Source organism: Pseudomonas sp. m6p (assembly GCF_055760375.1).
This window is the reverse complement of record NZ_CM147084.1, coordinates 2939260-2953359: the sequence shown is the minus strand read 5'-3', so window position 1 is coordinate 2953359 and position 14100 is coordinate 2939260. Positions and strand designations below refer to the sequence as shown.

Sequence of the window (14100 nt, the reverse complement as noted above, 5' to 3'; positions counted from 1 at the left end):
GTGTGGTTTTTCTATCAAGACCCGGCCGCTGGCCGGGTCCATCCCTGAACGGACTTGTGGTTATTTATGGAAAAGTCGAAGTTGCGCAAAGTCGGTATGGGGTTGGCGTTGGCGGCGGTGGCCGGGTTGGTGCTGTACACGGTGCAGGCCCCGGCCGAAGCGCCGAAATACCAGACAGCGCCGGTCGAACGCACGGACATCGAAAACACCGTGCTCGCCACCGGTTTGCTGGAAGGCGTCAAGCAAGTGGATGTCGGCGCGCAAGTGTCGGGGCAGTTGAAGTCGCTCAAGGTCAAGGTTGGCGACAAGGTGAAGAAGGGCCAGTGGCTGGCCGAGATCGATCCGCTGGTGCTGCAGAACACTCTGCGGCAGGCGCAGGTCGATGAGGAAAACCTGCAGGCGCAGAAGCGCGCGACGCAGGCGCAGCTCAAGCAGACCAAAGCGATTTACCAGCGCTATCAGAACCTGCAGGAAGACGCGTCGATCTCGCGTCAGGATTTTGAAACCGCGCAATCGAACTACGAGGTGCAGCAGGCCAATCTGTTGTCGCTGGACGCGCAGATCAAGAGTGCGCACATCCAGATCGACACCGCCAAGGTCAACCTCGCGTATACGCGGATCGTCGCACCCATCGATGGCGACGTGGTCGGCATCGTCACCCAGGAAGGCCAGACCGTGATCGCTAACCAGTTGGCGCCGATCCTGCTGAAACTGGCGGATCTGGACACCATGACCATCAAGGCGCAGGTCTCGGAAGCGGACGTGATCCATATCGCACCGGGACAGCAGGTGTACTTCACCATTCTCGGCGAGGACAAACGCTATTACGGCAAGCTGCGCGGTACTGAACCGGCGCCGCAGAACTTCCTCGAAACGCCGCCAGCCGGCACCCCGAAACAAAACACCGCAGTGTTCTACAACGCGCTGTTCGAGGTGCCCAATCCCGACCATCGCTTGCGTATCTCGATGACCGCGCAGGTGCGTATCGTCCTTGATACCGCGCAATCGGTGCTGACCGTGCCGGTGGCCGCGCTCGGCCCACGCAATGCCGATGGCAGCTTTCCGGTGCGGGTGCTGGACGCCAAGGGCCAGGCGCAGTCGCGCAACGTGCAGACCGGGATCAATAACAACGTCAAAGTGCAGATCAATCAGGGCCTGAATGAAGGCGAGCGGGTGGTGATCGGTGATCCGCTGCCCGCCGTGGCGGGGGCTTGAGCATGACGCAGCCGTTACTGCAACTGACCGGCATCACCCGCAGTTTCACTGCCGGCGATCGCGAGTTTCTCGCGCTGAAGGACATCAACCTGACGATAAATGCCGGAGAAATGGTGGCGATCATCGGCGCCTCCGGGTCCGGCAAATCAACCCTGATGAACATCCTCGGCTGCCTCGATTACGCCACCGCCGGCAGCTACAGGATCAACGGCCAGGAGACCCGCGACCTCGACGATCAGGCGCTGGCCGAACTGCGCCGCGATTACTTCGGCTTCATCTTCCAGCGTTATCACTTGCTGCCGCACCTGAGCGCGATGCACAACGTCGAGATGCCGGCCATCTACGCTGGCATTCCCGCGCCGCAACGCCACGCCCGCGCCCGTGAGTTGCTGGCGCGGCTGGGCCTCGACGGGCACCTGACGCATCGCCCGAGTCAGCTCTCCGGCGGTCAGCAGCAACGGGTGAGTATCGCCCGGGCCTTGATGAATGGCGGTGAAGTGATCCTTGCCGACGAACCCACCGGCGCCCTCGACACCGCCAGCGGCAAGGAGGTGATGCGCATTCTGCTGGAGCTGCACGCAGCCGGGCACACGGTGATTCTGGTGACCCACGACCCGAAAGTCGCGGCCAACGCCGAGCGCATCATCGAAGTCAGCGACGGCGAAATCCTCAGCGACCGGCGCAACCAGCGCGACACCGGGCAACTCTCGGACGAAGAGGAGGTGCCGCCCAAACCACCGGCGACCCGCCGCCTGGTCGCCAGCCTCGGGCTGTTCAAGGAAGCCTTCAACATGGCCTGGGTGGCGCTGATTTCGCACCGCATGCGCACCTTGCTGACCATGCTCGGGATCGTCATCGGCATCACCTCGGTGGTGTCGATTTCGGCGATCGGTGAGGGCGCGAAAAACTACGTGCTCAAGGACATTTCGGCGATCGGCAGCAATACCATCGATATCTATTCCGGCAGCAGTTTCGGCGACAAGCGCGCGGCCTCGATCGAGACGCTGGTGCCGGCCGACGTTACCGCGCTGAATCAGCTGTATTACGTCGACAGCGCCACCCCGGTGGTCGGCCGCAGCATGCTTTTGCGTTACCGCAACATCGACCTCGACGCGCAGATCAATGGTGTCAGCGACCAGTATTTCCAGGTGCGCGGGATCAAACTGGAGGCGGGCATCACCTTCGACGAGAGCGATGCGCGGCGCCAGGCGCAGGTGGTGGTGATCGACTACAACACCCGGCATCGGTTGTTCGCCGAGGGTGTCGATCCGCTGGGCCAGGTGATCCTGATCGGCAACCTGCCGTGCACGGTGATCGGCGTGGCGGCCGAGAACAAAAACCTGTTTGCCTCAGGCAAAACCCTCAACGTCTGGGTGCCCTACGAAACCGCCGCCGGGCGTATCCTGGGCCAACGCTTTCTCGACAGCATCAGCGTACGGATCAAGGACGGCCAGTCGAGCAAAGTCGTGGAAAATCACGTCACCCAATTGATGCTGCAACGCCACGGCATCAAGGATTTCTACACCAACAACCTCGACAGCGTGATGCAGACCGTGCAGAAAACCAGCCGCTCGCTGGCCTTGCTGCTGTCGCTGATCGCGGTGATTTCGCTGGTGGTCGGCGGCATAGGGGTGATGAACATCATGCTGGTGTCGGTGACCGAGCGCACGCGGGAGATCGGCATTCGCATGGCGGTCGGCGCGCGCCAGTCGGACATTCGTCAGCAGTTTCTGGTGGAGGCGGTGATGGTCTGCCTGCTCGGTGGGGCCATCGGCATTTCCCTGTCGTACGCCATCGGCCACCTGTTTTCGCTGTTCATCAAGGAATGGGAGATGGTGTTCTCCATGGCCTCGGTGTTGACGGCGGTGATCTGCTCGACGCTGATCGGCATCGTCTTCGGCTTCGTCCCCGCGTGTAATGCATCGCGCCTCGATCCGATCGAGGCGCTGGCGCGGGACTGATTGCCGGAGCTGATTGGCCGGGCTCGTGCCTGATGCGCACAAATCGAAAGGGACGGGCCATGACCCCGTCCCTGTTTTTCGCCCTCAATCCAACTGTGGGAGCTGGCTTGCCAGCGATGACGGCCCACAAGCCGACCAACCTCCCAACTGAATGCACTCAATTCAACTGTGGGAGCGAGCCTGCTCGCGAAAGCGGTCTGCCAGACGACATCAAAACTACAGGAGCAATCCCGATCCTCCACACACACCATAAACGCACCCTGCAACCACGTTTAAAATACACGAGCCGTTACGCCATACCGGCTACAACGCCTTGCGCCGTTACCTACGCGTACGCCAGAATCCGCTGGCTTACACGGCTATGGGGCGGGCTATATCGTTTCCCTGTCACTGAAAATCAGTGATCGGGTTTGGTAGCCCGTTTCTAAGTGTGATGGCGACGCCATATTCAGTACCTTTTCAGGGACTCGATTTTATGGTGGCCATGCGTGGGGCTCATTCGTGAGCGCCGGGTTTTCCTGCTTAGACCGGTCTACCAACCCGCGTATGGCCGCCACCCTCGTTTGGTAGCGAGAGTGATGGCTCCTTACTTTTGCTAAGCAGGAGCTTCATCCATGTTCAAAGCCACACCCAACCCCCCAGACACCTCAATCCCGTACGCCCCAGCCCTCGACCCGCAGAAGATAAAAGCGGCCACCGACCGCGCCATCAACTTCTACCTCAACCCCGGCGCCCTGAAGATCTCGATCCCTTCAGCCTCGTCACGCAAATCCAGCAGAATCTTCCTCATCGACCCCACCGTGGACGAGGAAACCTTGCTCGTCGAAGCCTGCGAATCGTTAGCCGCCGCCAGCGACATGGCCCGCGATATTGGCGACGTCGTCGACCACCCACAGCGCCGGGCGATGCTGATGCTGCATCAGGTAATCATGCTCAGTGAACTGATGGTCAACCGAGTGCTGGACGGCCGCCGCGTGCCGAACTAACTGTCCGGTCCTCTGTAGGAGCTGCCGCAGGCTGCGATCTTTTGATCTTGTTTTTAAAAGCAACATCAAAAGATCGCAGCCTTCGGCAGCTCCTACATTGAGAAATTCTTTCAAAGTGCCTCGATCGGAGTGCCAGCTGATGTCCGAAACCTCATCCAATCCGCCGATTACAGACCCGGTATCGCCGTACGAATCCCTCAACTCCAGAAAACTCCACGAAGCCGCCGAACGCGCCCTCGATCACTACCTCGCGCCCGCGCACATCATGGCCACACCGTACACCCCCAGCAGCATGTTCCTGGTCAACCATGTAAAAAACCGCCACCCGGGGAGGGCGGCGGTTTTTTTCTTCAGTGGCGGACTCAGGCCGCGCTGGTGGCGGTGGACGTGTCCTCCGGCGAGTACATCCAGCGCATCAACGAATGCCGGCCGCTGATCCCCAGTTTGATCGCGGCGCGCTTGAGATAGCTTTCCACCGTGTTGACCTTCAACTGCAATTGCTCGGCGAGCTCCGGCGCGGTACGCCCGGCGAGCAGGCCAATGCACACTTCGGTTTCGCGATTGGACAGGCTCAGGCCCAGTTGCTGTAAACGTTCGTTGAAGCGCAGTCGCAGGTTGTCCAGGCCCGGTTGCGCGCCGTCAGTGCCGGGCGACGGCTCTTCAGTGCCGGTCTGCAAGGGTTGCAGGGCGTGAATGTGTTTTTCCAGCATCGGCAACAGCACCGGAGAGATGTCCTGCAACAAACTCTGCTCCTGGGCCGAGAACCGTTGCGACTGGTCGTTGCGATACACCGAAATCACGTAGCGGTAGCCGTCCTTGCGTCGGGTCAGGTGCAATTGTGAGGCGTCGGCGCTGGCGGAGGCGGGCGCGTCTATTGGCGCACTCGAGCGTGCGGCAATGTGTTCGCAGAATACCGTTTCAGCCTGCTGGGCCGAGTCTTTGCCGGTTTCCGGCGGATTGCGATGGGCGGGGCGGCCGACCGGCTCAACGCGCATTTGCCGAATGTGCGTGGCGTCCACCGCCAGTTGCGTCTGGATCAGGTCATGCAGCATTCGCGGAAAGTGCCGACTACCGGTGCTCGCAATGACTTTGCCGATATGGGGAAACAGGTGTGAGTTCATAAACATCATCCATGAGTTGCAGGTGAAACAGTCCCATTCCTGACCTGCGTCGAGCATGTTCCCTGGTCGACGCAATGTCAGGATGTGGATCCTATCCTAGTACAACGTTTGAAAGACGGTTTAATGAAGGCGTTATCAGCTTATAACTTCACTCGATTTTTTCCGGCGCCACCACCCACACGCTGCATGGCATCTTGTACAGCAGGTGTTCGACGGTGCTGCCGATCAGACGGCCCACACCCCGGTGGGCGATGCGGCCCATGACGATCATGTCGATGTCATAAGCATCGGCGTAGCTGGCCAGTACCTTGGCCGGGTCGCCCAGGATCATGTGCTGGTTTTCTGCCGGAATATCGTTGCGTTCGGCCAGCTCACGGAACGCTTCGCCCTGGGCATCGAACAGCGCCTTGGCGGCACTGGAGGAAAAGAACGCGGAGGCGTGATCGAAACCGAATTCGGCGGCGCTGAGCGAGGTCAGGTCATGGGCGTAAATCACGTCGAGCTGCGCGTTACACAGCGTCGCCAGTTTATCGGCCTCGTACAGGATCCGGTCGTTCAGACCTTGGTACTGACCATCGCGATGGAACGGGTCGACCGCCGCGACAATCCGCCGTGGCAGGGCGTGTTGCACATGGCTGACGAAATGCAGCGGCACCGGGCATTCGCGCAGCAGGTGCACATCCAGCGGGGTGAACATCAGGCGCGACAGCAGTGATTCGTGTTCCAGTGCCTTGATCAGCGCCGCCATCGGTTGTTCGCGCAGGTGAATGAGGATTTCCTGCAGCGGCCTCTCGACCCAGACCACCTCGGTGGTGACGTGCACCCCGAGTTTGCGCAATGGCCGGGCCTGGTCCTCAAGCCATTGATGATGGCGTTCGATGTAGCCCAGGCGCATCTGTTCCAGCGCCTGTTCGTTGACCAGTCCGGCGGTCGCCAGGCCTTCCAGATAATCGAATGCAACGATGTGCAACGCCGCGTCGGAGGCCTTGGCCAGCGCGGCGGCGCGCTCGAAAGCCGGGCTGTTTTTCATCAGGGGCGAAACCACCAGCATGAAACGCGATTGCTCAGACATGACAAATCTCCCGTGGTTGATCGCACACACGACGCGAAAGGGCGGCGTTGTGTTCGGGCCGTGAGCCTTGAGTCCATCGTGGCCCGGGCGTGGCGGGCGGGATTGATATTTGTCAACGGGGCGATTCACCCACACAGTCCATCGGACGTGCGGTATGAGGAGGCTGTCCGAGATCCCGGGTGGGAGCGGGCGTGCTCGCGACAGCGGTGGGCTGATCCGCAGTTTGTTTGACCATTATCAACGTTGGCGCTGTGACGACGGCGCAGTCTTGAAGACATCTCAAGCTGCGACCCGCTCAGAGGATTTGATCATGACCATGATGAAAGCAGCGATCTTCGTCGAAAAGAACCGCATCGTGCTCGAAGACAAGCCGATTCCGCAAGTTGGGCCACTGGATGCGCTGGTGCGCGTCACCACCACGACAATCTGCGGGACAGACGTGCATATCCTGCGCGGCGAATACCCGGTGGCCAAGGGGCTGACCATCGGTCATGAGCCGGTGGGCGTCATCGAGCGGCTGGGTTCGCAGGTGCGCGGTTTCGTCGAAGGTCAACGGGTGATCGCCGGGGCTATCACGCCCAGCGGCCAAAGTTACGCCTGCCTGTGCGGTTGCGGCTCGCAGGACGGCCCGGACACCCGCCACGGCTTCAAGGCGATTGGCGGCTGGAAGTTCGGCAACACCATCGACGGCTGCCAGGCCGAATACGTGCTGGTGCCGGACGCCCTGGCCAATCTGTGCCCGATCCCCGACGGCCTCAGCGACGAACAGGTGCTGATGTGCCCGGACATCATGTCCACCGGTTTTTCCGGGGCGGAACGCGGGCAGATCAACATCGGCGACAGCGTCGCGGTCTTTGCCCTCGGGCCGATCGGCCTGTGTGCGGTGGCGGGGGCGCGCCTCAAGGGCGCCACCACGATCATCGGCGTCGATGCCGTGCCCGAACGCATGAGCGTCGCCCGCCGACTGGGCGCGACCCATGTGGTCAACTTCAAGGACGGCGACGTGGTCGAGCAGATCATGGCGTTGACCGATGGCCGTGGTGTCGACGTGTCCATCGAAGCGCTGGGCACCCAAGGAACTTTCGAATCGGCCTTGCGGGTGCTGCGTCCCGGTGGACGCTTGTCGAGCCTGGGAGTGTACTCCAGCGACCTGCGCATTCCGCTCAATGCCTTTGCCGCCGGGCTGGGCGATTACAGCATCGTCTCGACCCTGTGCCCTGGTGGCAAGGAACGCATGCGTCGCTTGATGGCGGTGGTGCAAAGCGGCGCGGTGGATCTGTCGCCGCTGGTGACCCATCGCTTCAAACTCGATGACATCGAGGCGGCGTATGAGCTGTTTGCGCATCAGCGCGACGGGGTCATGAAGGTGGCGATTACCCCTTGAACAAGGGCCTTTTCCGATTTGACGGAGGCTTTTCGATGAACATTGATATCAGTGCAACGGCGGCGCCGCATGGCTGGGTGGTGTCGCTGGATGATTGTCGCGTGTACTTCAATCAGTTGCAGGAGGCGCAGGCTTTTGTCAGCCGGCTCCAGACCCGCATCGACGCGCCGCATCCCTGGCCACACGCAACTGAGCGTCAAATATTTACTCCACCCGCGCCGGTCAGAACCGTGAAGGCTGTGGTGGGCTGAATTCGATCCGCGCAGGGGTAAGGCAGGGCAAATCGACGATGAATGAATCCCTGGGCATGACGGGGGCGGCGGCTGCCTTGGGCATCGGCATGCTCATCGGTCTTGAGCGCGAACGGCACAAGGGCACGGGTGAGCGTCGAGGCAGCGCAGGTTTGCGCACCTTCGCGATCAGCGCGTTGCTGGGCTACGCCGCGATGGTGGTCGGGGCGGCGCTGTTGGTGGGGATTGTCGCGATCGGTTTGACCTTGCTGATCACCGTCGCCTATTGGCGCGGGCGCGATGACGACCCCGGCGTGACCAGCGAAGTGGCGCTGCTCATCGTGCTCATATTGGGCGCGTTGTGCACACGCTCACCCGAACTGGCGGTGGCGATTGGCGTGGTGGTGGCGGGTTTGCTGACGTATCGGGAAAAGCTGCATGACTTCGCGATCACGCAGTTGAGCGAAACCGAAATGCGTGATGGCCTGATCTTGCTGATAACCGCGCTGGTGGTGTTGCCGTTGACACCGGATCGCTACATCGGGCCGTACGCCGCGCTCAATCTGCGCACCATTTGCACCTTGACGGTGTTGCTGATGCTGGTGGGCGCCGGCGGGCACATTGCCGTTCGTACGCTGGGCATTCGTTACGGCTACGTTCTCAGCGCCATCGCCTCCGGCTTCGCTTCCAGCACCGTGACCATTGCGACGATGGGCCATCGGCTCGCCCGGGAGCCGGCGAATCTGCGAATCCTCAGCGCGGCAGCGCTGCTGTCCAATCTGGCGACCATGGTTCAGACCGGGCTGATTCTCGCCACCGTCGATCCAGCCTTGTTGCGCAACATGTGGCTGCCGTTAGTCTGCGGCAGCGTGGCGGCGCTGATCTACAGTGCTTGTCTGATGTTTCCCCGACCCGCCAGAGGAGCTGAAGAGACGCTGCCGGCAGGCGGTGCATTCAATCTGAAACTGGCCTTGATCGTTGCGTTGACCATGACCGCGATCACCCTGGTCTCGTCGGCCATGCTCAGTCAATTCGGCCAGGTGGGCGTGATGCTCACCGCCACCTTCAGCGGGTTCGCCGATGCGCACGCGTCAACCGCCTCGATCGCCGGGTTGGCCAAGGCCGGCCTGTTACCGGTGGCGGCGATTGTCGCTCCAGCGCTGATCGCGATCAGCAGCAACTCGTTGAGCAAATGCGTGGTGGCCTGGGTCAGCGGCGGCAGGCGTTTCGCGGCGATTGTCATCCCCGGGCAGGTGCTGCTGACACTGGCGATGTGGGCCGGCACCTTATGGCACTGAAACGCGGCGGCGCGGGTTTGAGGCAGAGCTGATCAAGATCAACTCGTCGGCAGCAGGAGCGGGCAATCTGGAGATCTGTTCACTTGATCCCGTTGGCCGCCGTGCCGAGGTGCCCCATGTCGCAGACCCAACGCTTGTTGTTGATTGCTCCCCCTACCATGAGCCACACCCCGGCGTTCGAGCGTGCCGCCGCGTTGGCCGTCGCCATGCAGTTGCCGTTGCACATCGTCGCCTTCGATTACCTGCAGGCGCTGGCGGTGGCGGGCCTGTTCGCTCCTGAGCAAATCCGTCTGGCCCGGGACGGTTATTTGCGCACGCATCGCCAGTGGCTGGCCGAGCAGGGCAAATTGCTCGAACGGCATGGCATCCAGGTCACCAGTGAGGTGGTCTGGGTGCAACATCCTTACGAAGAAGTCCTGCAGTTCGTCAACGAAATGCCGTTGGCGCTGATCATCAAGGATGCGCAGCAGGAGTCGGCGTTGAAGCGGGTGTTTTATACCCCGCTGGATTGGCAGCTGCTGCGCGATTGCCCGGTGCCGGTGCATCTGGTCACCGATGACGTGCATCCAAGGCCACGCAGTGTGCTGGCGATCATTGACGTACTGCGCAGTGAAGATCAGGACCTGCTGTTCAATGATCAGATTGTCGACGCTGCGGTGCGCCTGGCCGAGCAGTGTGATGCCAGGCTTGAGTTGCTGCATGTCTACGACTGGGCGGCGGTGTATGCCACGGACATGGGCTACGGCGCCTTGCCGCTGGCCACCGGCATCTATGAGTCACTGGGCAGTGCGCAACATGAGGCATTTGCCGCCCTGGCCGAACGCCACGGTGTGCCTCCGACCTGCCGACATTTTGTCGAGGGTCCACCGGTGCCGAGCATTTGCGAGTTTGCCGCCGAACATCACATTGAGGTGATCGTGTTGGGCACGGTGCAGCACCACGGTTTGAACAAGTTGTTGGGCACCACCGCCGAACAGATCCTGCATCGCGCGCCGTGCAGTGTGCTGGCGATCAAACCGGGACATACCTTGCAATCGTGAAGAATCGCCCGGTGCCGAGTCGTTTGCAGACTCGGCACCGGGCGATTTTTACAGGTGAAGACGGTGTATGACCTGACGGCTGTCTTCAGGATCGTGGTGGGTTTCGAACTTCAGCGCCCGGGCCAGTTCGCGCATCGGTTCGTTGCTGGCAACGTCGACCGAATACATCTGGCGGAAGCCGTTCTGGCGTGCAGCCTTGATCAGATGCTCCATCAACAGTGTTCCCAGGCCCAGGTGTTGCCATTCATCGGCAACGGTGACGGCACATTCGCATTCATGCTCGCCGGTGGCGGCATACCGGCTGATGCCGATTTCGATCAGTTGGCCGTTTTCATGCACCAGCGCGATAAACGCCGTGCGTTGCCGGTTATCGGTGTCCATCAGTTGGTCGAGCATTGCCGGGCCGGGCTCGCTGATCTGCGCCAGAAAACGCATGTGCCGGGACTCGGGCGACAGGCGCTTGATGAAGGCGTATTCACGCTCGCGATCCTTTTCCGCCAACGGACGGATCAACACATGACGCCCATCCTTGACGGCCTCGATCCAGTGTTGCCCGGAGACTGCGGCGTAGGCCGCCACGGCTCGATCGTTGTGGTCTTTGACTGTAAGCATGGGGTAATCCTCCATCCGGTTTGAAAAGGCTGACACGCGTTGAGCAACGGTTGTTTTTGATGGTTTTACGCCGTCGCCGAGGCCCGCATCTGATCTGGATCAGACACACGCAAACGCGTCACTCAATGGCTGTTGGTTGATGTAAATCAACGTCGGGCAGTGGGCCGCGAGCGCAGGCTGGAACCTTGCCGGTCGTGCAACGCCGGTGCCGAGCGGAGGTGTGTGATGGGGCAATATCAACGTTTGCTGCTGGTCGCCGACCAGACCCTGCATCAGTCACCCGCCATGCTGCGCGCCATGGCGCTGGCCAAGGCGAGCGGGGCGGCGCTGGACGTACGGGCCTTTGTCGAACCGGTGCCGGTTGCGCATCTGTGGGAAGAAAGAATCGACGAAGTCGACGCTCAGCGCTATTTGCGGCGCTACCGCCGCTGGATCGCCGATGAGGTCGAACGACTCAACGGCCATGGCCTGAAGGTCACCGTCGATGTGGTGTTCACCACGCACCCGTTGCTGGAGATTCTCAGGACCGTGCAGGCACTCAAGCCCGATCTGCTGATCAAGGATGTGGCGCTGGAGCCAGTGCTGAAACGGGTGTTCATCACGCCACTCGATTGTCACTTGCTGCGTGAATGCCCGGTGCCGGTGCACCTGGTCAATCAGATTCGCTACGCATTACCGCATCGAGTGGTCGCGGCGGTGGATCCGTTCGATCCGGCCACGCAGATCAACGGCTTGAACGACACCATCATCCAGACGGCCAACGCCCTGGCCTTGCAATGTGACGCGCCGTTGCACTTGTTGTACGCCTATGACTTGTCGGCGGCATTCAACGGTGACGCACCGCTGGTGACCGGTGGCTGGAACGGCAATTTTGTCGAAGAACTGCGTGAATCGCTGCATCAGGCTTTTGTGACGCTGGCCGATCGTCATGGCGTACCCCCGGAACGTCGGCATTTCGCCATGGGCTTGCCGGTGCCGGTGATCAGCGAGTTTGTCGAGCAGTACCTGGCTGACGTGGTGGTGATGGGTACGGTGCATCGGGTCGGGGTTGACCGGTTGATCGGCAGCAACACCGAGCGGGCACTGTACTCGGTGCCGGGCAGCATTCTGGCGGTCAGGCAACGGGGCCCCAGCGATTGACCGGCCGGGGCCGGCCTCAGCGTGGCGAGCGGTGGCAGCCGGCAACCAATTGCTTGAGGCCGTCCATGTTCTGGATTCGCACGTCGCGGCCGCTGATTTCCACCAGTCCCTGATCCCGCAGGTGAGCGATGCCCCGGCAGATGGTTTCCAGACGCAGCCCGAGAAAGGAGCCGATTTCCTCGCGGCGCATTTTCAGCACGAAATCCTTTGCCGAGTAACCGCGCAGGCTCAAGCGTTGCGACAGATTGAGCAGAAACGCCGCCAGCCGCTCATCCGAGTTCATGTTGCCCATGAGCATCAACATGCTGTGGTCGCGCACGATTTCACGGCTCAGCAGCCGATTGAGGTTGTGCTGCAGCGACGGCAGGTTCTGCGCCAGTTTTTCCAGCTGCGCGAAGTGGATCGGGCAGACCTCGCTGTCCTCCAGGGCAAAGGCATTGCAGGCATGCTCGTCGGCGCTGATGGCGTCCAGCCCGAGCATCTCGCCGGGGATGTGAAAACCGGTGACCTGCTCACGGCCGTCCACCGACAGCATGCTGGTCTTGAACGAGCCGATTCGCACGGCATACAACGAGCGCAGCGGATCGCCGGTGCGGTACAGCGCAGCACCCTTTTTGACCTTGACCCGTTGCACGATCAGCGTGTCCAGGCGCTCGACTTCTGCACCGCTCATGCCGATCGGCAGACACAACTCCAGCACACTGCAGTTGGAGCACGCGGTTTTGAGGTGGTGCACAGGCAGAGCAAGTTTTTCGGACATGGGAGAGTTCACGCGGTTGGGGGTGGGTTAAGCATAGGTGCCCCGCATACGGACACCGATTTCATTTAACAACCGCCTGCGCCAGCTGACGAACGGACGAAAGCGCACTGCGGGGGAACGCAGCTGCGCCATTGCTTGATAAAAATCAGAACCCTCGCAAGGTACCGTCGGATACTGGCCGGGCAAGTGGTCACTACTCGATCGACAGGGATGTCAGGCTGGCCCTCAGGCCAGTACCGCACTGCCAGGATGAGGTTCGTATGCTCAGATTCAAGCGAATGCTGTTGATCGCGCCTGCCGAAATGGTTCGCACCCCGGCCTTCGATCGCGCGATGGCTCTGGCGCAGGCAACCGGCGCGGCGCTGCACATCGTGGCGTTCGATTATGTGCAGGCGCTGGCGGTGGCCGGTCTGTTTGACCACGATGCGATGGCCCAGGCACGCGAGGGTTATTTGCAGGTACACCGGCACTGGCTGGAGCAACAGGCCCGGTTCCACACCGGCAGCGGCGTGCAGGTCAGCAGCGAAGTGGTCTGGGCCAGGGCCACGCCGGCGCATCTGCTGGAGTACATCAATGACTATCGAGCCGATCTGGTGATCAAGGATACTCATCATGTCCCGGCGCTGAATCGGGCATTCCATCGACCGCTGGACTGGCTGTTGCTGCGCGACTGTCCGGCCCCGGTGCATCTGGTCACCGAAACCCGTCATCCTCTGCCGCTGAAAATGCTCGCCGCCGTCGATCTGTCGCATCTGGAGGCTCTGACCCAAGGCCTCAACGACCGCATCCTCGATCTGGCCGCCACGCTGGCAAGCGCTTGCGGCGCCGAGTTGCACCTGCTCAATGTCAGCAACTGGTCGGTGCTGGGCGATGCGGCGATGAGCGTGCCGACGCTGAGTCTGGATCACAGCCTGTGCGAGGCGATCAACGACACCCAGCAAGAGGCGTTTGATGCGCTGGCCGAGCGTTACGCAATCGAGACTCAACGCCGACACCAGATGAGCGGGATCCCGCACAAAGTGATCGAACAGTTCGCTCGCCAGAACGCGTTCGACCTGCTGGTGCTCGGTACGACCTACCAGCAGGGCCTCGACGGCTTCATCGGCGCGACGGTCGAGAGTGTCCTCAACCGGGCGCCGTGCAGTTTGATGATCGCCAAACCCCTACCCGAGGTGAATTGAGACGGAAGCATGCGAGGCCGATCCTGGTCACAGGATTGTCCGTTATGAGTTGACAGTGAAACGCTTTTCAACCGATTTATCGGTTCCGGTTGTGTCAGTA

13 protein-coding genes and 1 pseudogene are annotated in these 14100 nt (G+C 61.3%); 10 read left to right on the top strand and 4 right to left on the bottom strand.

Annotated elements, in window-relative coordinates; genetic code table 11:
- Nucleotides 1–66: 66 nt before the first annotated feature.
- The 4 genes and pseudogenes from macA to ACYZUM_RS13500 form a co-directional block, all read left to right on the top strand.
- Entirely contained in the window at nucleotides 67–1215 is a 1149-nt protein-coding gene (gene macA, locus ACYZUM_RS13515) for a macrolide transporter subunit MacA (RefSeq protein WP_041067195.1), read from the top strand.
- A gap of 2 nt (nucleotides 1216–1217) precedes the next feature.
- Nucleotides 1218–3176 (top strand): MacB family efflux pump subunit, encoded by a 1959-nt coding sequence (locus ACYZUM_RS13510; RefSeq protein ID WP_142579997.1) that lies wholly within the window; start codon nucleotides 1218–1220, stop codon nucleotides 3174–3176.
- A 614-nt stretch (nucleotides 3177–3790) separates the two neighbouring features.
- Nucleotides 3791–4162, top strand: a complete 372-nt coding sequence (locus ACYZUM_RS13505; RefSeq protein WP_108182931.1) for a DUF6124 family protein — start codon at nucleotides 3791–3793, stop codon at nucleotides 4160–4162.
- 139 nt (nucleotides 4163–4301) lie between these two features.
- A pseudogene (locus tag ACYZUM_RS13500) lies at nucleotides 4302–4469 on the top strand (DUF6124 family protein); the annotation flags it as partial.
- A gap of 55 nt (nucleotides 4470–4524) precedes the next feature.
- Here the strand turns inward: ACYZUM_RS13500 and ACYZUM_RS13495 are convergent.
- Nucleotides 4525–5283: a helix-turn-helix transcriptional regulator gene (locus ACYZUM_RS13495; RefSeq protein ID WP_108182929.1), complete on the bottom strand. Its 759-nt coding sequence runs from the start codon at nucleotides 5281–5283 to the stop codon at nucleotides 4525–4527.
- Nucleotides 5284–5431: 148 nt separating this feature from the next.
- Nucleotides 5432–6355 carry a universal stress protein gene (locus tag ACYZUM_RS13490; protein WP_108182928.1) on the bottom strand — a complete coding sequence of 308 codons (924 nt, stop codon included), beginning with the start codon at nucleotides 6353–6355 and terminating at the stop codon, nucleotides 5432–5434.
- Between the two features lie 310 nt (nucleotides 6356–6665).
- Between ACYZUM_RS13490 and ACYZUM_RS13485 the strand changes: the two genes are divergently transcribed.
- The 4 genes from ACYZUM_RS13485 (at nucleotide 6666) to ACYZUM_RS13470 (ending at nucleotide 10307) form a co-directional block, all read left to right on the top strand.
- Nucleotides 6666–7739: an NAD(P)-dependent alcohol dehydrogenase gene (locus ACYZUM_RS13485; RefSeq protein ID WP_108182927.1), complete on the top strand. Its 1074-nt coding sequence runs from the start codon at nucleotides 6666–6668 to the stop codon at nucleotides 7737–7739.
- Between the two features lie 35 nt (nucleotides 7740–7774).
- On the top strand, nucleotides 7775–7990 hold the full coding sequence (locus ACYZUM_RS13480) for a hypothetical protein (protein WP_108182926.1): 216 nt from the start codon (nucleotides 7775–7777) through the stop codon (nucleotides 7988–7990).
- Between the two features lie 38 nt (nucleotides 7991–8028).
- Nucleotides 8029–9267, top strand: coding sequence for an MgtC/SapB family protein (locus tag ACYZUM_RS13475; protein ID WP_108182925.1), 1239 nt, complete (start codon nucleotides 8029–8031; stop codon nucleotides 9265–9267).
- Between the two features lie 116 nt (nucleotides 9268–9383).
- On the top strand, nucleotides 9384–10307 hold the full coding sequence (locus tag ACYZUM_RS13470) for a universal stress protein (RefSeq protein ID WP_041074985.1): 924 nt from the start codon (nucleotides 9384–9386) through the stop codon (nucleotides 10305–10307).
- A gap of 48 nt (nucleotides 10308–10355) precedes the next feature.
- Here the strand turns inward: ACYZUM_RS13470 and ACYZUM_RS13465 are convergent, their stop codons facing one another.
- A complete protein-coding gene (locus ACYZUM_RS13465) occupies nucleotides 10356–10919 on the bottom strand; it encodes a GNAT family N-acetyltransferase (RefSeq protein WP_041074987.1) in 564 nt (187 codons plus the stop codon).
- A gap of 225 nt (nucleotides 10920–11144) precedes the next feature.
- Between ACYZUM_RS13465 and ACYZUM_RS13460 the strand changes: the two genes are divergently transcribed.
- A complete protein-coding gene (locus tag ACYZUM_RS13460; protein WP_086792804.1) occupies nucleotides 11145–12059 on the top strand; it encodes a universal stress protein in 915 nt (304 codons plus the stop codon).
- A gap of 16 nt (nucleotides 12060–12075) precedes the next feature.
- Here ACYZUM_RS13460 and fnr read toward each other — a convergent pair whose 3' ends face one another.
- Entirely contained in the window at nucleotides 12076–12819 is a 744-nt protein-coding gene (gene fnr / locus ACYZUM_RS13455; RefSeq protein ID WP_041074991.1) for a fumarate/nitrate reduction transcriptional regulator Fnr, read from the bottom strand.
- A 260-nt stretch (nucleotides 12820–13079) separates the two neighbouring features.
- Here fnr and ACYZUM_RS13450 point away from each other — a divergent pair, with 260 nt between their 5' ends.
- The gene (locus ACYZUM_RS13450) at nucleotides 13080–14000 is read left to right on the top strand and encodes a universal stress protein (RefSeq protein ID WP_108182924.1); all 921 of its coding nucleotides are present in this window, start codon (nucleotides 13080–13082) and stop codon (nucleotides 13998–14000) included.
- Nucleotides 14001–14100: the final 100 nt, after the last annotated feature.